We start from the raw sequence: 18119 nt of genomic DNA, 5'->3' as shown, positions 1-18119 counted from the left end.
GCTAGTCCCCCCGGACCAGCAGGGCGACCTGCTCGCTCATGATCCCGCCGTTGCCGGTGATGAACCCGACGTCGCAGCCGGGCACCTGTGCGTCGCCGGCCCGGCCCATGACCTGACGCGCACCGTCGACGACGTGGTGCATGCCCCCGGCCATCCCGGCCTGACCGAAGGACAGTTGACCGCCCGCGGTATTGAGGGGGAAGTCGCCGCGGTAGGTCAGATCGTGGTCGCTAACCCAGGACATGCCTTGGCCTTTCGCGCAGAAGCCGGCGTCCTCCAGGCTCATCAGCACCGTGATCGTGTAGCAGTCGTAGATTGAGGCGACGTCGACATCGGACCGGTCCAGCCCCGCCATCGCGAACGCCTTGTCGGCGGCGCGCGCGATCGGCGTGCCCAGCAGGTCGTCGGCGTAGGTCGGGGTTTTGAACGCGATGTGCTCACCGAAGCCCGTGATCCAGACGGGTCGGTTGCGGCTTCGGCGCGCGATGTCGGCGCTGGCGACCAGGACCCCGGCTCCCCCGTGTACCCGCATCACGGTCTCGAGCATGTGAATGGGATCGGCGATCATCGGGCTGGCGAGAACGTCGTCCACCGTGATCGGGGTTCCGCGGAACACCGCGCCCGGGTGCGCGCACGCGTTGGCGCGCTGGTCGACAGCGATCTTGGCGACGGCGGCCGCGTCGTAGCCGAACTCGGCCGCGTAGCGCTGGGCGATCTGCGCGTAGGGGGCGTTCTGGCCGACGTTGCCGTACGGGATCTCGAACTCGGCCTGCGGGGAGCCGTAGGTGTTCGACGACGCCCCATACCAATTCGGCGCGGGTGGCGGGCGCCGATGGGACTGCGGCAGGGACGCCGAGCCCGGGACGACGGCCAGCGCGGCGTCGCAGATGCCGAGCTCCACGGCCGCCGCGGCCCGCCACACCATTCCGGCCGAGGTGGCTCCCCCGAGATCCACCCGCTCGCCGAAATCCAGTGCCATGCCGAGGTATTCGCACAGGGTGGCGGGCGCGAACATCGCCGACTCGGCCACCCCGTGGGTGAGCAGGCCGTTGACGCAGCCGGGGTCGACGCCGGCGTCCTCGATGACCAGCTTCGCCAACAACGCGTACTGGTCGAGGGTGAACCGTGGCGGCGCGGTGGGGCGCCGTTCTGCGGGCAGCTCGGCGATCCCGATGATCGCCGCTTCCCCGCGCAGCCCGGTCACGACGGCGTTCCGCGTCGGGGTAGCTCGACGGTCGCCGTTCCGGGCATCAGCACGGTGTCGTCGCGGCGGCCGGCGATCTCGAGATCCAGCAGACCCGCGCCGCTCTCGGCGAGGCGCTTGCCCGTCACCTCGCCGCCGAAGCTCAGCGGCTGGCCGGGATAGGCGACGGCCCGGTTCTGTACCGAGAAGGACACCAGGCGGCCGCGTCCGCCGATCCAGTCGCCGATCGCGCGGGCCAGCAGTGCCGCCTGCAGTGGCCCGTGCACGAGCACGTCGTCGTAGCCCTCGACGGTGCGGGCCCACTCCTTGTCGTAGTGGATGCGGTGGCCGTTGTAGGTGGCGGCGCTGAAGAAGAACAGCTGCGTTTCGTCGACGGTGACCGTCAGCGTGGGCATCCGGTCGCCCACCGCGACGTCCTCGTAGAACACCTGGTCGGTCATGGCGCTCCTAGGGCCGCGCGATCATCGACGTCGACGCTTCGGCGACGAGCTCGGAGTGCTGGTTGCGGTACACCGTGTGCCAGCTGACCAGCACGAATCTTCCTGAGCGGCCCTGCTTTTCGACGATGGATTCGATGGTGCGGACCATCTCGATCTCGTCGCGGTGGTAAGCGGGCAGGTGAAAGGTGAAGCTCTCGCCGCCGGCCATCCGCTTGGGGGCGCGCGGAAAGGCGAGGCTGCCCGAGGCGGCACCGGATGATCCGTCGGGGCGCAGGCCGTCCAGCCGCGTGACACCCAGGACGGCGTATTGCAGGAACAGCTGGGGGCAGATGATGTCGCGAAAGCCGTTGGCCCGGGCGTACTCCGGGTCGAACCACAACGGGTTGTGGTCGCCGACCGCCGCGGCCCAGCGCTGCCAATCGCGCCGGTTCACCTCGCCCGCGGCGGACGCGGCGATGGTGCCGACGCGCGACGCCGATTCGGCGTCGATCAAGCTGTCCTCAGTCATTCATGCTCTCCTCCAGCCAGGCCGCGGCGACGTCGGCTCCCCCGCCGAGCGTCGACCCCAGTCGCGCCCGTTCGCTCCACAGATGGAGGTCGGTCTCGGTGACATAGCCCATCCCCCCGTGCAATTGGTGGGCGTCCCGGGTTATCAGCCGGGCCGCGGCGGCGGCGTGCATGCGCGCGATCCCCGTTTGCCGGGTGGCCAGCTGACCGCGGGCCAACCAGAAGGCCGCGGAGTGCGCGGCCAATCGCGCCGCGGCCAAGGCGATGTGCATGTTGGCGACCAGGTGCTGGGCCGCCTGGAACGACGCGATCGGACGGCCGAATTGGTGGCGCAGCTTGGTGTATTCGACGGTGCGATCCAGAACGGCCTGCCCGACCCCAACCAGGTCGAGGGATGCCAGCGCCACCGCGGTGTTGGCAACGCGCCGCAGGCCCGGCCGGTCGACGTCACCCAGCAGCGCGTCGGCGTCGACGACCGCGCCGTCGAAGCGCATGGTGCAGGCCCGGTGCCCGCCGGCCATGGCGAGCGGCTCGACGGTCAGGCCGCTCGCATGCGCGTCCGCGACGAAGACCAGCGTGCGCTCGCCGGCCGTGGCCGACACCACGACGACGTCGGCAAGGTCCGCGTCGCTGACGTAGTCCACGGTGCCGGTGAGCCGCCAGCCATCGGGCGAGTCGCGTTCGGCGCCGAGCACCGGAGCGATGACGGAGGCGTCGCGGGCGCTCCACAGCGCGCTGGCGCCGCGAAGGCTGCCGCTCGTCAGCCGGGGCAGCCACTCGGCCTTGGCGCGTTGGGGGCCGAGCTGATCGATCGCCAACGCGGCCTGAATCGTGCTGTGCGCCGTCGTCGGGCACAGCGCGCGCCCCGCCTCGGTGTAGAAGACGGCGAGATCTTCGACCGATCCCCCGGAACCGCCGTGTTCCTGGTCGATGGCCAGCCCGAAGACGCCGGCGTCGGCCAACGCTTTCCACAGGGCCGGGGTGCTTCGGTCGGCGCCGGGTTCGGTCACGCCGCGAACCAGGCTGACCGGGCACTCCGCCGCCAGCAGCGCGCGCAGCGTCGCGGCGTATTCGCGCCGCTCGGCGGTCGGCCTAACGTCCATACGAGGGCATCCCGTGGCCGCGCTGGGCGATGATGTCGCGCAGGACTTCGTTGGTGCCGCCGCCGAAACGCATCAACGGGGCGGCCCGGTAGAGCCGTTCGAATTTGCCGGCCAGCGGCGCGTCCTGGCCGCGATGCGCGAGCAGGCCGTCCGGCCCGAGGAGATCGAGCGCCAATTCGGCGATGCGCTGGCGCAATTCGCTGGCGAAGACCTTCTCGACGCTGACCTCCACGGTCGGTATGACGCCGGCGTCCAGGATCGAGGCGGCCTCGTAACCCATGAGTGTTGCCGCCTGCACGTCGGCCTCGGCTCGGGCCAGGCGGCGGCGCAGCGCGGGGTCGTCCGCGGGCACCGTCCCGTCACGCCGCGCGCTTCGCGCCAGTTCGTGCAAGTCGTCGACGGCGCGGCGCAGATCGCCGGCGTTGGTCAGCGCGCCGCGCTCGAGGTCGAGGGCGCCGGTGATGTAGGTCCAGCCCCGGTTGACCTCGCCGATCAGGTTGGTGACCGGGACGCGCACGTCGTGGAAGTGCACCTCGTTGGTCCGGTAGCCCGACCACGCGTACAGCGGGCGGATTTCGATGCCCGGGCTGTCGATCGGCACGATGATGACCGAAATCCCCCGATGGCGAGCGGCATTCGGGTCGGTGCGCACGCACAGCCACTCGTGGGTCGCGCGCTGGGCGCCGCTGTTCCAGGTCTTGGTGCCGTTGATCACCCATTCCCGCCCGTCGCGGGCGGCGCGGGTGCGCAGGCTGGCCAGGTCGGTGCCCGCGTCGGGCTCGGAATAGCCCACCGCACAGATCATTTCGCCCCTGGCGATCGGTGGCAGCCATTCGGTTTTGTTCCGCTCGGTGCCGTGCCGCATGATCATGGGCGCCACCGAGGTGACGGTCAGGTCGGGCCCGGGCACGCCCCAGTATTCGAACTCGCTCATCAGCAGGTGCTGGTGCACGGCGCCGAGGCCCAGCCCGCCGTACTCGCGCGGCCAGTTGAGCCCGAACCAGCCCTTGTCGCCGATCTTGCGGCGAAACCGGGCGACTTCGCCGTCGGGGAACTCCAGGTCGTGCTCGGCGAGTTCGGCCCGCAGTTCCGCGGTGACGTTCGCCTGGAGGAATTCGCGAACCTCGGCCAGCCACGCGCGTTGCCCGGCGTCCGGTTCGAAATCCATCGCGGCCCCTTTGCCCACATCAGGTGACGTGCCCTCTCAGTGTGCTCAGCCACGCTGGTTAACGCCAGATAGCCGTTCCATTGACCGGGCTTTAGATTCCTCGCGCTCATTGACGGTCGTCATTGACGCGCGTCAATGAACCGCGTACGTTCGCTCGTATGCCGTCGGCGACGCATGTGGTGAGCGCGCGGGAGGCGCAGCGGCTGCAGACGCGCGCTCGCCTGTTCGACGCCGCCGTCGCCGAGATCGGGAGGTCGGGATTGGCGGGCACCGACGTCGCGGCGATCGCTTCGGCGGTCGGGGTGGCGCGGGGCACGTTCTATTTCCATTTCCCGACCAAGGAACACGTGCTGGCCGAGCTGGAACGCGACGAAGAGGCCAAGATCGTGGCGATGCTGGCCACCGAGACCAGCGCGCCCGGCGACCTGAGGTCGATGCTGACTTCGCTGGTGCGCCAGGTGCTTGCGGCCGAGGAGCGGCTGGGGCCCGTCGTCTTCAGGGACATGCTCGCGCTCCATTTCTCCGCGACGCGCCCCATCGAGGACGAGCTGGCCGAGCACCCGCTGGCCGAGTTCGTCATCACCGCGATCGCCGAAGCGCAGGCCGCGCAACGGGTGTCGCCGGACGTGGACGCCGGCGACCTCGGCGTCATCTTCCTGACCGGGCTGTTCGCATTGCTGGTCACCGCGGCAACGGCGCACCGGTCACGCGTGGCGCTCCTGGACCGATACGTCAAGACAATCGTCGACGGAATGGAGGCATCATGACCAGCACGGCCATCGAGGGCTATCGGGACTTTCTCGTCCGTCGGGACGGCGACGCGGATCTGCTGCATCGCCGGCTGTCCAGCCGGGAGGATTTTTTCGCGTCGCTGGCGGCCGACCCGGTTCGCTCCAGCCGGCCCATCGATCAGCGCGTGTTCCTGCGAAACTTGCGCCGCCGCCGACCCGAGGAGGGGCTCTCCCCCGAGATGCTGTTCCTGTTGGCCACTGCGAAACTGAACCAGACGGAGCGATTCGGTGTGGACCTGGGCGACGCGTACGGACTGATCGGCGGTGCGGACCAGCCCCCCGAGCGCGTGTACCTGGCGCTCGAGGAGCACTACCACACCCGGCTCTTGAGCTACGTGCTGGACATGTTCGGCCTGCCATTCCAGGTCGTCGTGCCGCCGTTCGTGATGCGGCAATTCGTCAAGATGGAAGTTTTCCTGCCCGAGCGAATCGGGTTCCCGTTCGTGGGCGCCGGGGAGATGGCGGGCTGCATCATGTTTGACGAATTGCGCCGGGTTGGCGTCGAGCTGTTCGCCGACGAGCCGGACGTGGCGGCGCGGATCGACCGGCTTTACACCGAGATCCTCACCGACGAGCTGGGCCACGTCGGCTACTGCGCGGCGCGGTGCAGCCGCTCCGAACGGGCGTTGATGCGTTGGCTCTACCCGCTTTTCGGACGCCTGTTCGCGCGGCAGACCGCCGAGATCAGCCTGCTCCTCGACCCCACGAAGCTGCACGCGCGGCTGCGCGAACCCTTCGACGTCGACGGGCTGGCCGCCGGCGTGCCCAACGAGACCTTCGTCGCGGTGCGCCCCTGAGCCGTAACGCGGCGATCCTGTTTCCCTGTTTCGACAGCCCCGCACCGCGGTACTTCTGATCGGATGAACGAAAGATCAGATTTCGGCACATTTGGCCGGTTCGTCGAGACGCCGGTCGGCGAGATGTCGCCGCAGATGAAAGAGGCCTACGACTTCACCCTCGAACTGCGGGGGCTGGTCCCCGGCCCGCACAAGATTTGGCTCGCCAACCCCACCCTGTCGAAGACGATCGTGCCTACCGGTGCCTACTTCCAGCGTGAATCGACGTTGACGAAGGCCGAGATCGAAATCGCGACCACCCTGGTCAACGCCCGCTGGCGCAGCGCATACGCCAACTACGAACACGAGATCATCGCCGAGCGCGATGGCGGCCTGGACCCGCGGCGGGTCGAAGCGATGATCGCCGGGCTGCCAACGTCTTTCGACGACCCGCGCCAGCAGGTGATCTACGAGCTGGCATCGGCGTTGGTCGCCGCACGCATCGTGCCGCTCGGCCTGTACCGGCGTGCCAGGGAGTTGCTCGGTGACGCGGGCATCGTGGATGTCGCGGTACTACTCGGTTGGTTCACCATGGTGTGCATGACGCTGAGCGCCTTCGACGTCCCGGCCAATGCAGAGGGGTTGGCGCAATAAGCATGGCCCTGCCCCCGCTGCCCGCCGTCACGATGACGCCCGTCGCCTTCTTCCCGCAGTGGTACTTCCCGGAAAACCTCGCGGTGCGCGCCGACGGGTCGATTCTCGTCACCGATGTCGTGCACAAAGAACTGTGGTGGGTTCCTCCCACGGAGCCCGCAGCGGTCGCCGACCCCGTTCTGGTGCACACCTTCGATCACCCGAGCACCGGCATCGCGGAGGTGGCGCCCGACGTGTTCGTGGTCTGCCTCACCGAGGGGTACACCACCCATGAATCCCATTTGGCCCGAATCGATTTCAACGGGTGGACGCCCGGCGTGCCGGTATCGCCGGAGCTCATGTTCACGTTCGACGACCGCGTCCGCGCCCTCAATGGCAGTTGCGTGCTCGGGCCGAACGTACTGGCGATCGCGGACTGCTTTGCCGGACTGATCTGGCGCGTGGACCTCGCCGATGACGCCCGCAGCGCGACGGCCCGGGTATGGCTCGCCGACGACACGATGGGCGATGATCCGGACAGCGGCGTGCCCCCGCCGCCGCAACCGGGGGTCAACGGGGTGCGGTACGGCACGCAGACCGGCCACCTGTACTACACCTCAACCGCGCAGAAGGTGTTCATGCGCGTCCCCGTTGATTCGTCCACCCTCGATCCGGCCGGGGCGCCGCAGTTCGTCGCCGCGATCGACAACGCCGACGACTTCTGCCTCGACGAGGACGCCGGATTCGCTTACGTCACGCGGCATCGCGCCAACACCATCGACCGGGTGCCGCTGGCGCCCCGGCACGGCAGCGAGGTCCGCCATGTCGCCGGCGACCCGTTCGACGAAATGCTCGTCGGGCCGTCCAGCGCCGCGTGGGGACGCGGCCCCGGCGAGCACGGACGCGTCGCCTTCGTCACGACTGACGGAGGCACCACCGCGCCGCCGCGCGGCGTCGTCCGTCAGGCCGCGTTGCTGCGTGTCGAGTTCGAATACGCCGACGGGTCATGAGCCGCCGCAGCGAAATCGTCAGCGCCGGCGCCGCTTCTATCGAGACTTACGTCGATGGGCACGGCCCGGCCGTGGTCATCATTCCGTCTTATGGCCGCGACGGCGGTAAGGACTTCGACGCCCTCACCGCGGCACTCGTCGACGCCGGATACCGGGTGCTGTGACCACAACCTCGCGGCATTGGACGCTCCGCCGGCCCGATGAGCGGCGTGAGCTTCGAGGACATGGCCAACGACATCGCGGCGGTAATCGACGCCCTCGCCAGGCGACCCGCCGTCGTCCTCGGCCATGCCTTCGGGAACATGGTGGCCCGCGCTGCCGCGGTGCACCACCGCGACAAAGTCGCAGCGGTGATTCTGGCCGCGGCATCCGGTAAAACCGTTGCTCCGGAGATCAACTCCGCCCCGATGCGCGCCGGTGACCTCTCGCTGCCCGACGCCGAGCGGCTCGCCGCGCTGCGCCTGGCGTTCTTCGCGCCCGGCCATGACGCTTCGACCTGGCTGAACGGCTGGTATCCCGACACTCTCGCCATGCAGGTGGACTGCGCCCGGGGCGCCAATCTCGACCACTACTGGGGCGCGGGCGACGCGCCGGTGCTCGAGATCATCGCCGCCCTCGACCCGTTTCATCAACGGGCGGAATGGGCCGACCTGCGTATGCGATACGGCGAGCGCATTACTTCCACGGTGATCGAGGGCGCCAGCCATGCCCTCTTCCCCGAACAGCCCGACGCGGTCGCCGCGGCGATCACCGACTACCTTCGCGTTCACGCCAGCGTCATTTGAAACGCCCGTACTGTAAAAACGCTGTCAAACTCCCGTAAAAACGCTTCGCCCGCATCGCGGACGAGGGGCCGGACTGCGAAAATTTCCCCAGCCGCCACGCGTAGAGGAAGAAGCCATGCCCACCCTTGAGACACGCCTCCGCCAGGAGTTGCACGATTGCGCCCTTGAGTTACGGCAACTCGCCTACACGGTGCCAAACGGGGTCGGCGAGCATGCCCTGCTCCAACTGTCGGACCGGATGCGCGCGGCCGCCGAGCAGGCGGTGCGAAAAGGCGCTTAGCGACCGCATTCAGTGTGAACGCAAGGCTTTGCCTGTGAAGACAGGGCGGGAAAATCGCGATTTCGCCGCCGCGAGTACACACTGAACGCCCTGACTGCACAACCAAAGGCGACAGCGCACAGGCAAAGCACACCGAAAGCCGTCAGCCGCCCTTGAGGCGAATCTTCCAGCGCACGAAGCCCAGGTACACGGCGCAGAGCAATATCAACATCCCCATGTCGAACCACCACGCGCCGGCCGTGTGACGCCAATGCGAGTCGTGCGGTGTCTGGGGAACCTTGTCCTGCAGGCTGAGCAGGTCGACGGTGGAGGCCGACGCGGCGAAGCCCCATCTCGCCGGTGTGACCCAAGACATTTGGTCCAGCCCGAGGCGATCGGTGACCGGAATCATGCCGCCGGAGAACACCAGCTGCGACATCACCGCGACGACCAGCAACGGCATGATCTGCTCGTTCGACCTGGCAATCGATGACAGCACCAGCCCGAGCATCGCCGAGGCGACGGTCGTCATCGCGACGTCGACGAACAGCTCCAGGTTGGGAATGCCCAACGCCACCGCACCCTGCGTCGGGCCGCCCTTGCCGAGGATCGCGATGACGGTCACGATCGCGGACTGAATGACCGCGAAGACGGTGTAGACGAACACCTTCGCGAGTAGGTAGGCGGACGTCGACAAGCCGACCGCCTGCTCGCGCAGGAAGATCGCCCGCTCCCCGATCAGATCCCGAATCGTCAGCGCGGTTCCCATGAAGACCGCGCCAACGTTGAGCAGCACCAGAATTTGCGCCGGCTCGGTGGGCGCGGCGCCCATGGGGTTCGGTCTGCCGAAGCCCACATCACCAGGCACCGACATCGACAGCGAGCCCATGATGAACGGCAGCAGCGCCAGGAACACGAAATAGCCGCGGTCGGACACGATCAGCCGCACCTGCCGCCGCGCGATCGTGGAGAACTGCCGGAACAGGCTGGTGTGCGACGGGTCGCCGATCTCGGCGGGTTTCTCCGCCGGCGGTGGCGGCGGGGGCGGTCCCGTGCGCGCCAGGTAGCGGGCCTTGGCGCCGTCGGGGTCGCCCGCGACCGTGCTGAAGATGTCGGCCCAGTTCGTCGTGCCCATCGCCGGACCGATCTGGCTTGGCGGCCCGCAGAACGCCGTCTTTCCGCCGGGCGCCAGCAGCAGGACCTGATCGCAGACGTCCAGGTACGTCAGCGAGTGCGTGACCACGAGCACCACGCGGCCGGCGTCGGCCAACTGCCGCAGCATGGTCATCACCTGGCGATCCAGGGCCGGGTCCAGGCCTGATGTCGGCTCGTCCAGGATCAGCAGCGACGGCCCGGTCAGCAGCTCCAGCGCCACCGAGGCACGCTTGCGCTGGCCGCCGGACAGCTTGTCCACCCGGGTGTGCAGGTGCTGGGTCATCTCGAGTTCCTCGAGTACCCGGGCGACCACCTGCGCGCGGTCGTCCTTGGTGGTGTCCGGCGGCAGCCGCAGCTCGGCCGCATACATCAACGCCTGCTGCACCGTCAGCTGGCCGTGCACCACGTCGTCCTGCGGGACCATCCCGATCCTGCTGCGCAGCGAGGCGTATTCCGCGTGAACGTTGTGGCCCTCGAAGGACACCGTGCCCTTGGTGGGGTGCGTGTAGCCGGCCACCAATCGGGCGAACGTCGACTTTCCCGCCCCCGACGGGCCGATGACGGCGGTCAGCGTTCCGGGCTGCGCGCCCAGCGAGATGTCATCGAGCAGCACCTTGTTGTTCTCGATCGTCCACGTCACCCCGCGCACGTCGAGGCCGCCGGTGCGCGTCGCGGTCGCGGACTCGTCGCGCCGGGCCAGCGTGCCCCCGGCGAAAACGAGGTCGATGTTGCCGATCGTGACGACGTCACCCTCGTGCAGCACGGCCGAATCGACCCGGGCGCCGTTGACGAAAGTCCCGTTGATGCTGCGGTTGTCGTGAATCTCGGTGCCCTGCGGCGTGGGGATCAGGGTCGCGTGGTGGCGCGACGCCAGCACCTCGGGGATGACGATGTCGTTGTCGTTGGCGCGGCCGATCTTCACCGCGCCGGGCATCGACACCAACCCGGTTCGACCCGGCCGCAGGATCTTCATCATCGACGTCGCGATGTTCGCGGCATCGCCGACGCGGCCGGTCTCGGACTCCGCGGGCGGCACCTGCATGGGTTCTGCCCGGTAGATCTTCGGCGCCTGCTGCGGTTCGCTGGGCGCTCCCGTCGGGTGCGCACCGGTCGGCTGCCACGGCTGCGGCCCGCTGGGGGGATGGATCGGCTGGGGAGCACTGGGCGGATGGATCGGCCTGGGCGCGCTCGGCGGATGCATCGGCTGGCGTACCGGGGCCGACGGCGTCTGCTGCGGCTGGCCGGGCCAGGGCGTGCCGACCTGTTGCGGCTGGCCCTGGGACGCGGAGGCGCTCGGTGTACCCGCGGTATAAATCGGTATCGACGTGGTGAGGGGCGGCCGCCCGGCCGAACCCTGGTGCCGACCGACTTCGAAGGTCAGCTCCGGTCCGTCCGGGTTTCCGATGTTGACCCGCAGGCCGTCCTGGATGTCGACGACCGGCACGCGACGGTTGTGGACGTAGAGCCCGTTGAGGCTGCCATTGTCGATGGCGATCCATCGCCCCTGGTCGAATCGCACGATGAGGTGCGTCCGGGAGATCAGCGGGTGCGCGACGCGGACGTCCGCGCGAAGATCACGCCCGATTACGACGTCGGTGCCTGCTGCGAAGGTGCGCTCCGATCCCTCGTACCGCACGGTCAGCACTGGCGGGGCTGGTGGGCTCACGATGACCCACTGTATCGGCAGCCGGCCCGATTGCAGGCCAAGCAATGCAACGCCTTGCACGACCTCGGGTTACGCGGGACGGCGACGGAGATGCCGCTCGATGCGACAGCTTCCAAGCGACAGCAACAGCGGGAACCGTCCTCACCCACCACGATCTCGAGGAACCCGAACGACGCGAATGACGGCCCGATCCGGGGCCGCCAAAGACTTCTATCCCTGAATAGCGACTATCCCGCCGCGGCGACACCGTACGGCACGGAGTTCACTTCCCCGGTGACCTCTTTGATGAAATCGCCGAGATAGCGAATGGCCCGCCGGCCTTCCGGCAATACGTCGGCCGCCAATGGGAAGTCGTGGATTTGGCCGTCCCACAGGTGAAGGTCGCAGCGAACTCCGCTGAATTGCAACCGTTCGGCCATGAGCTCGGCGTCGGGACGCAGTAGTTCGTCGGAGCTCACATGGATGGCGACCGGCGGCAAGTCGGAGAGGTCCGCGTCGACCGGAGACTCGACGCGGCGGGCGGACGTGCCGTTGCCCTGCGGAACGCGCACCTCGCCGAGGTACCGGGCGAACATCGAGAGCGCACCGCGGGTGAACATCGAGCACCGGCGGGCATTGCGGTGCCGCAGTTTTCGGGTGGGGTCCGCGTCGGTGAACGGCGAGATCGCCGCGACGCCGGCCGGCCGGAGCAGGCCCGTTCGGATGGCGGCGAGGGTGGTCATGAAGGCGAGGTACCCGCCGGCCGAGTCGCCGGCCACCACGACCCGGTCCCCGTCGTAGCCGCGGTCCTGCAGCCAGCGGAGTCCGCACATTCCGTCCTCGATCGCGTCGGCGATCTGATGGGACGGCAGCTTGCGGTATCCGACGGTCAACACCGCGGCGTCCGCCGCTTTGGACAGACGGGTCACCAGTGATCGGTGCGTGTTGAGGCCGCAGGTCAAAAACGCGCCGCCGTGGAGGTAGAGAATCGCGCGATCGGACGAGACGCCGGGCGCTCGAACCCATTCGGCGGCGCAGCCGTCAAGCCGTAGCTGTTCGATGCTCGCCGACGACGGGAAATGCGGCAGCAAACCGGCCATCTCGTCGACGTACCCCAGCGGCCAATGCAAATTCGGCTGAATGGCCCACGCGCGCACTATGTTCTTGACGATAAGCCGACTGGCCAACGACACCGCAAATGATTGCGGACTGTGCCGATGGTGCACCCGCCGATTCATTGCGTGGCTTGGCAATATGCGGCGTCGGTCTGGCTTGGTCAGCATTTGTATTCAACTTCCGTAGAGGTAAAGGGGGTACCCGGCCCAAATCGGGAAAAACGCCCGATGAATCCCCGGCAAATGTTGGCTTCCTCACTGTTTGGTGCCCACGGAAGTTGGGTAAAGCCGCCCGCCGCGACCCGAGTGCCTCAAGATATGACCATGACAGAGCCGATGCAGCCCGGCGCGCTGCTGGCCAACCGGGTCGCGGTGGTGACCGGCGGCGGCGGTGGTATCGGCGCGGCAACCGCACGCCTGTTCGCCCAGCACGGCGCCCGGGTGGTCATCGCCGACATCGACGCCGGCCTCGCCGAGCGAGTCGTCGACGAGATCGCGGCCTCGGGCGGCTCGGGCCTGGCGGCCGTGACCGACGTCCGGGACGAGGGCCAGGTCAGCGCGCTGGCGCGGACCGTGCTAGATCGCTACGGCCGGGTGGACGTGCTGGTCAACAACGTGGGCCACTGGTTGCGGCACCCGGGCAGCTTCGTCGACACCGACCCACACATGTGGGACGAGCTGTACCGCATCAACCTGCACCACGTTTTCCTCGTCACGCACGCGTTCCTGCCCGCGATGATCGAGCAGCGTGCCGGCTCGATCGTCAACGTTTCATCGGTCGAGGGGTTGCGCGGCTATCCCGAGGATCCGGTCTATGCCGCCTTCAAGGCCGCCGTCATCCATTTCACGCGCAGCCTGGCCGTGCAGGTGGGCCGAGACGGGGTGCGCGTCAACGCGATCGGCCCTGACGTCACCGAATCGCTGCAGGTCCCGTACTCGCAGTGGCTTTCCCCGGACGAGCAGACGCAGTGGCCGCAGTGGGTGCCGGTCGGGCGGATGGGGTTGCCCGAGGACCAGGCTCGCGTGATCCTCTTCCTCGCGTCGGAGCTGTCGGCATTCGTCACCGGCCACACCATCCCGACGGACGGCGGCACCGGCGCGGCGGGCGGCTGGTTCCGCTCGTCGCGCCGGGCCGGCCGGGAGTGGACGAACCGTCCCGTCGCTCCCTGACATCGCTAGGCGTAGCCCAAGGCGGCGTTCTCGGCGCTGATCCGCACGGAGAGCACCAGGGCGTTCGCCAGGCTGAACACGATCGCGGTAAGCCACGCCGAATGAACCATTGGCAGCGCGGCAACCTCCGCCGCGACCGCCGTGTAGTTGGGATGGCGGACCCATCGGTACAGCCCGTCCCGCACCAGTGGCGCGCCCGGGAGCACGATGAGCCGCGGGTTCCAGCGTTTGCCGAGCGCCGCGACACACCGCCACCGGACGACGGTGCTCAGCACCACGACGGCGAGCATCGGCCATCCCAGCCAACCGATGAACGGGCGGCGCATGGTCCACACCTCGACGATGCACGAAACCAGAAGCAGCGCATGCATACTCACCATCGCGGGGTAGTGGTCGCGTCCGAATTCCTTGCCTCCGTGCGCGAATGACCACTTGGCGTTGCGCTGCGCGACCGCGAGCTCGACCAACCGCTCGGCGCCGATCGCAACGATAAACAGGTAGTAGTACATGGTCACTCCCTCACCACTGCAGCAGGAGCAACTCGAAGCTGAAGCCCGGACCCATCGCAAGCATCACCCCGAGCGATCCCGCCGGCGGCGGCTCGGCCACCGTGCGGCGCAGGACGTCGAGCACGGACGCCGACGACATATTTCCGTTCTCCCGCATGGATTCTCGGCTGTGGGCCACGGCTTCCGGCGGCAGACCCAGTGCGCTCTGGATCGAATCGAGCACCTTCGGACCGCCCGGATGGCACACCCAGGTCGAGACATCCGCGATGGACAAATCGTGGTCGGCCAGGAAGCCGTCGACCTCTGCGCGCAGATAGTCGTCGGCCATCTTCGGGACGTCGCGCGACATCACCAGCTGAAAGCCGCTGGAGCTGACGTTCCAGCCCATGACATCGACGGTCTCGGGAACGATGCGACTGCGCGTCGCCAGGACGCGCGGACCCCGATCGGCGTTGCGGCCCGGCCTGATTCGGTCGGCGCCGACGGCGACCACCGCGGCCGCGCCGTCGCCGAACAGGGACACACCGATGAGGGCCGGGATCGAGGTGTCGTCACGTTGCAGCGTGAGCGAGCACAGCTCCACCGACAACAGCACGGCCACATCCCCCGGGTAGCCGCGCAGGTAATCGTGGACCCGTGCCATGCCGGCGGCGCCGGCCACGCAGCCGAGGCCGAACAGCGGGACACGCTTGATGTTGGGCCGCAGCCCGATTCGTGACATCAACCGCGCGTCGATGGTAGGCACCGCTATCCCGGTGCTGGAGACCATCACGATGGTATCCACCTCGTGTGGTCCGATGCCCGCCGCGGCCAGCGCCGAACGCACCGCACGCTCACCGAGGTCGACGGCGACCTCGAGGTAAGTGTCGTTCGCCTCGGTGAATCCGCTCAGCTTCGGGTACCTCGACAGCGGCAGGGCAAGGCTGCGATGGTCGACGCCGGTGGTCTGCGCGAATCGCATGAAACCCGGCTCCGCGAAATCGGTGAGCTCGCGTGCCACCTCGTCCTGGTCGTAGCGGTGCGGCGTGAAGGCCACCGCGGTTCCCGCGATGCGCGGGGCACCTCGCGCGTGAGCGGCGGCGTGGTTCGCGGATGTGGAATACGTTGTTGCTGTCATACCCACCCGACGACACCCGGCGCGTCAAAGGTTCACCCGAAGCGGGCTGGGGTGAGCCGAAACACATTTCGACCGGTCGGGAGATGTTCAGCTTCCGGGGACCGACAGGGTGGCCTGCTGCTCGACCTGTTGGCCCTGCTGCTCGGCTTGCTGAGCCTCCTGAAGGTCGAGTTGCTCTTGCTGTTCGGCCTGCTGCTCCGACTGTTGAATCTCCTGTTGAATTTGCAGTTGCTGCTGCAGTTGGGCTTCGTCGTCGTCGCCGTCCGTGGCGAAGCTCCGGTCCACCAAATTCGTGGACACCCCAACGGTTTTCGTGCCATCGGGATGCACAGCGTGAAACAGCGCCAACGTAGCGACCGTCGCGACGCCGGCGAAAAACGTTTGAACGAACACTATCTGCCTGTTTGCCGCCATCCCGCAATGCTACGGGATCGTGTTAGCAGCACGCTGGATCGTTGTTAGCGATCAGCTGTGAAATCGCCGACCTCAGACCGTTTGCGCGGGCCGAAACCGGGCCTGATCCTCGATGATCGTCACCGGGATGCCGTTGAGGGCGCCGTTGCCGGACGGCTCGTCGAGGAACGTCGGCGGAGACAGCACGTTGGTGTTGGCCCCAGGCGAACCGTTGGCCACCGACATGCGGGTGCCCGGCTTGCCATGTCCCCAGCCGTGCGGCATCGACACCACCCCGGGCTTGATCGCGTCGGTGACCTCGACGGGTACCTTGATCTCGCCGGCGGCGGATTTCACGGTGACGACGTCGCCGTCGGCGATGCCGCAGCGGGCCGCGTCGTCGGGGTGGATCAGCAGGGTGCATCGGTCCCTGCCCTTCATCAGTGCGGGCACGTTGTGCATCCAGGTGTTGTTCGACCGCAAGTGCCGGCGGCTGACCAGGACCAGCGGCTCGGCCGGGCGCTCCATGCGCGCCGCGAGCCGCGGCAGGTCATCGAGCAGGTATTGCGGGGCGAGGCGGATTTTCTTGTCGGGGGTGCCCAGGATGTCGGGCAGCTGCGGCACCATCGGCCCGAAGTCGATTCCGTTCGGATTCGCCTTGAGCATGTCCAGGGTGAGCCCTCCGGGGTTCTTGCCGTACTGGTCCCCGAAGGGCCCGGTTCGCAGCGTGAGGTCGAGCATCCGCTCCGGGCCGCCGTGATCGTAGAGCTTGCGGATCTCCGCGCCGTCGACCCCGTGCGTGAAGGCCAGGTAGTCGAAGAATCCGTCGTCGACCGCGGCGACGTCGACGTCCTCGGCCGGCGTCCCGGTGCACAGCCCGGTCAGCCGGATCAGGATCTCCCATTCGTGCGGCCGATCGCCCGGATCGAACACCGGGGCCGAGTAATTGGCGATGCTGTGGATCGCGAAGAGCAGGATCAGGTCGTCGTGGTGCGGCTGCTCGAGCGGGGATAGCCCGGGCAGGATCACATCCGCGTGCCGCGTCGTCTCGTTGAGCCAAAGGTCAACGGAGATCATCGCTTCCAGCATCGGCAGCACCTCGTCGAGCTTGTCGCCGCCGGGCGTCGACAACACGGGGTTGCCGGCGACGGTGATCAGCGCCTTGAGCTGACCCTCGCCGGGTGTGGCGATTTCTTCGGCCATGCACGACACCGGGGCCTGGCCGAGAACCTCCTTCGCGCCGCGCACCCGCGTGTGCCAGCGGCCGAACTCCGGGAGGCCGCCCTCCAGGCCGGGCAGTGGCTGCGTGGTGATCGACCAGGCCGCCGGCTTGGGGAACATCGCGCCGCCCGGGGTGTCGAAATGACCGGTCAGAATGTTGATCACGTCGACCAGCCAGCTGGCCAGGCTGCCAAACTCCTGATTGCACAACCCGATTCGCCCGTACACCACCGATCTCTCGGTGCCGGCCAGTTCGCGGGCCAGGCGTCGAATCCGGTCTTCACCGATCCCGGTGACCGCGCTCACCCGCTCCGGCGGCCACTCCGCGGCAACCTCGCGCATCGTGTCGAGGCCGTCGACGTGCGGTCCCGCGTTGACCAGGCCCTCGTCGAACAGGGTGTGCGCCACGGCCAGCAACAGCGCCGCGTCGGTGCCCGGGACGATCGGGAGCCACTCGTCGGCCTGGGTCGCGGTCTGGGTGCGCACCGGGTCGATCACGATCACCTTGCCGCGCTTGCGAATCCCGTCGATCAGGCCCATCACGTCGGGCGCGGCCAGCAGCGAACCCTGCGACGCGGCGGGGTTGGCGCCCATGATCACCATCAGGTCGGTGCGCTCGATGTCGGGCACGGGGAAGTTCCACCACAGGCCGTACATCAGATGCGACGACAGGTTCTTGGGCCATTGGTCGACGGTGCCTGGCGAATAGGTGACCGGCATCCCGGACATGCCCATCAGCACTCCCGCGTACCGGGCCAGCGAAAACGAGTGCGCCAGCGGGTTACCGGTGTAGGCGGTGACGGCGCCGATCCCGTACTTCTCGATCACTGGCGTCAGCAGCTCGGTGCACCGCCGAAACGCCGCGTCCCAGCTGGCCTCGTGCCACTGCCCGTCGACCTTGACCATCGGGCGGCGGATGCGGTCCGGGTCGTCGTGCACCGCGGCCAGCGACACCCCCTTCGGGCACAGGTGCCCTCGGCTCCAGACGTCGTCGCGGTTGCCGCGGATGCTGGCGACTTTGCCGCCCTCCACCTGAATCTCCAAGCCGCACATGGCTTCACACAGTGGGCAGGTGCGCAGGTGCCTGCCGTCATCGCCGGTCGCCATCCACCCACTGT

The 18119-nt window shown here is 68.2% G+C and carries 19 protein-coding genes; 8 read left to right on the top strand and 11 right to left on the bottom strand.

The features are described 5' to 3' along the window. Position 1: 1 nt before the first annotated feature. The 5 genes from A5706_RS25645 to A5706_RS25625 are packed head-to-tail and all read right to left on the bottom strand — an operon-like array spanning position 2 to position 4422. Complete coding sequence (locus tag A5706_RS25645; RefSeq protein WP_068137230.1) at positions 2-1204, bottom strand: thiolase family protein; 1203 nt, start codon at positions 1202-1204, stop codon at positions 2-4. Then, positions 1201-1644, bottom strand: a complete 444-nt coding sequence (locus A5706_RS25640; RefSeq protein WP_068137228.1) for a MaoC family dehydratase — start codon at positions 1642-1644, stop codon at positions 1201-1203. Before A5706_RS25640 ends, A5706_RS25645 begins: the two co-directional genes overlap by 4 nt. Before the next feature lie 7 nt (positions 1645-1651). Then, the gene (locus A5706_RS25635) at positions 1652-2152 is read right to left on the bottom strand and encodes a MaoC family dehydratase N-terminal domain-containing protein (RefSeq protein WP_068137226.1); all 501 of its coding nucleotides are present in this window, start codon (positions 2150-2152) and stop codon (positions 1652-1654) included. Beyond that, on the bottom strand, positions 2145-3254 hold the full coding sequence (locus A5706_RS25630; protein WP_068137223.1) for an acyl-CoA dehydrogenase family protein: 1110 nt from the start codon (positions 3252-3254) through the stop codon (positions 2145-2147). Before A5706_RS25630 ends, A5706_RS25635 begins: the two co-directional genes overlap by 8 nt. Beyond that, positions 3244-4422 carry an acyl-CoA dehydrogenase family protein gene (locus tag A5706_RS25625; RefSeq protein ID WP_068137334.1) on the bottom strand — a complete coding sequence of 393 codons (1179 nt, stop codon included), beginning with the start codon at positions 4420-4422 and terminating at the stop codon, positions 3244-3246. Before A5706_RS25625 ends, A5706_RS25630 begins: the two co-directional genes overlap by 11 nt. A 158-nt stretch (positions 4423-4580) precedes the next feature. On the opposite strand from A5706_RS25625, the gene A5706_RS25620 reads away from it, so the two are divergent. The 7 genes from A5706_RS25620 to A5706_RS33820 all read left to right on the top strand — a co-directional run bounded on the left by A5706_RS25620 (position 4581) and on the right by A5706_RS33820 (position 8697). Further along, positions 4581-5189, top strand: coding sequence for a TetR/AcrR family transcriptional regulator (locus tag A5706_RS25620; RefSeq protein ID WP_068137220.1), 609 nt, complete (start codon positions 4581-4583; stop codon positions 5187-5189). Continuing rightward, positions 5186-6010, top strand: a complete 825-nt coding sequence (locus A5706_RS25615) for a hypothetical protein (RefSeq protein WP_068137217.1) — start codon at positions 5186-5188, stop codon at positions 6008-6010. Before A5706_RS25620 ends, A5706_RS25615 begins: the two co-directional genes overlap by 4 nt. Positions 6011-6073: 63 nt before the next feature. Further along, positions 6074-6643 carry a carboxymuconolactone decarboxylase family protein gene (locus tag A5706_RS25610; protein ID WP_068137214.1) on the top strand — a complete coding sequence of 190 codons (570 nt, stop codon included), beginning with the start codon at positions 6074-6076 and terminating at the stop codon, positions 6641-6643. 2 nt (positions 6644-6645) lie between these two features. Further along, positions 6646-7632: a hypothetical protein gene (locus A5706_RS25605; protein WP_068137211.1), complete on the top strand. Its 987-nt coding sequence runs from the start codon at positions 6646-6648 to the stop codon at positions 7630-7632. Next, positions 7629-7796, top strand: a complete 168-nt coding sequence (locus A5706_RS33240; RefSeq protein ID WP_156767328.1) for a hypothetical protein — start codon at positions 7629-7631, stop codon at positions 7794-7796. Before A5706_RS25605 ends, A5706_RS33240 begins: the two co-directional genes overlap by 4 nt. A gap of 15 nt (positions 7797-7811) precedes the next feature. Next, the gene (locus A5706_RS25600; RefSeq protein ID WP_255406344.1) at positions 7812-8417 is read left to right on the top strand and encodes an alpha/beta fold hydrolase; all 606 of its coding nucleotides are present in this window, start codon (positions 7812-7814) and stop codon (positions 8415-8417) included. Between the two features lie 115 nt (positions 8418-8532). Then, positions 8533-8697, top strand: coding sequence for a hypothetical protein (locus tag A5706_RS33820; protein ID WP_169716602.1), 165 nt, complete (start codon positions 8533-8535; stop codon positions 8695-8697). A gap of 142 nt (positions 8698-8839) precedes the next feature. Here A5706_RS33820 and A5706_RS25595 read toward each other — a convergent pair whose 3' ends face one another. Further along, on the bottom strand, positions 8840-11500 hold the full coding sequence (locus tag A5706_RS25595) for an FHA domain-containing protein (RefSeq protein ID WP_197517978.1): 2661 nt from the start codon (positions 11498-11500) through the stop codon (positions 8840-8842). Positions 11501-11724: 224 nt separating this feature from the next. Further along, complete coding sequence (locus A5706_RS25590; protein ID WP_156767327.1) at positions 11725-12759, bottom strand: alpha/beta hydrolase; 1035 nt, start codon at positions 12757-12759, stop codon at positions 11725-11727. Between the two features lie 156 nt (positions 12760-12915). On the opposite strand from A5706_RS25590, the gene A5706_RS25585 reads away from it, so the two are divergent. Continuing rightward, on the top strand, positions 12916-13761 hold the full coding sequence (locus A5706_RS25585; RefSeq protein ID WP_068137326.1) for an SDR family NAD(P)-dependent oxidoreductase: 846 nt from the start codon (positions 12916-12918) through the stop codon (positions 13759-13761). A 5-nt stretch (positions 13762-13766) separates the two neighbouring features. Here A5706_RS25585 and A5706_RS25580 read toward each other — a convergent pair whose 3' ends face one another. The 4 genes from A5706_RS25580 to A5706_RS25565 form a co-directional block, all read right to left on the bottom strand. After that, entirely contained in the window at positions 13767-14270 is a 504-nt protein-coding gene (locus tag A5706_RS25580) for an isoprenylcysteine carboxyl methyltransferase family protein (protein WP_068137322.1), read from the bottom strand. 10 nt (positions 14271-14280) lie between these two features. Beyond that, positions 14281-15306: a type III polyketide synthase gene (locus A5706_RS25575; protein WP_231985413.1), complete on the bottom strand. Its 1026-nt coding sequence runs from the start codon at positions 15304-15306 to the stop codon at positions 14281-14283. Between the two features lie 168 nt (positions 15307-15474). Then, complete coding sequence (locus A5706_RS25570) at positions 15475-15801, bottom strand: hypothetical protein (RefSeq protein WP_068137210.1); 327 nt, start codon at positions 15799-15801, stop codon at positions 15475-15477. Between the two features lie 72 nt (positions 15802-15873). Further along, on the bottom strand, positions 15874-18108 hold the full coding sequence (locus A5706_RS25565; protein WP_068137207.1) for a molybdopterin oxidoreductase family protein: 2235 nt from the start codon (positions 18106-18108) through the stop codon (positions 15874-15876). Between the last annotated feature and the right edge of the window lie 11 nt (positions 18109-18119).

Source organism: Mycobacterium sp. E796, assembly GCF_001672815.1.
In the GTDB taxonomy this organism is placed as follows: Bacteria; Actinomycetota; Actinomycetes; order Mycobacteriales; family Mycobacteriaceae; genus Mycobacterium.
This window is presented reverse-complemented; position numbering and strand designations above follow the sequence as displayed.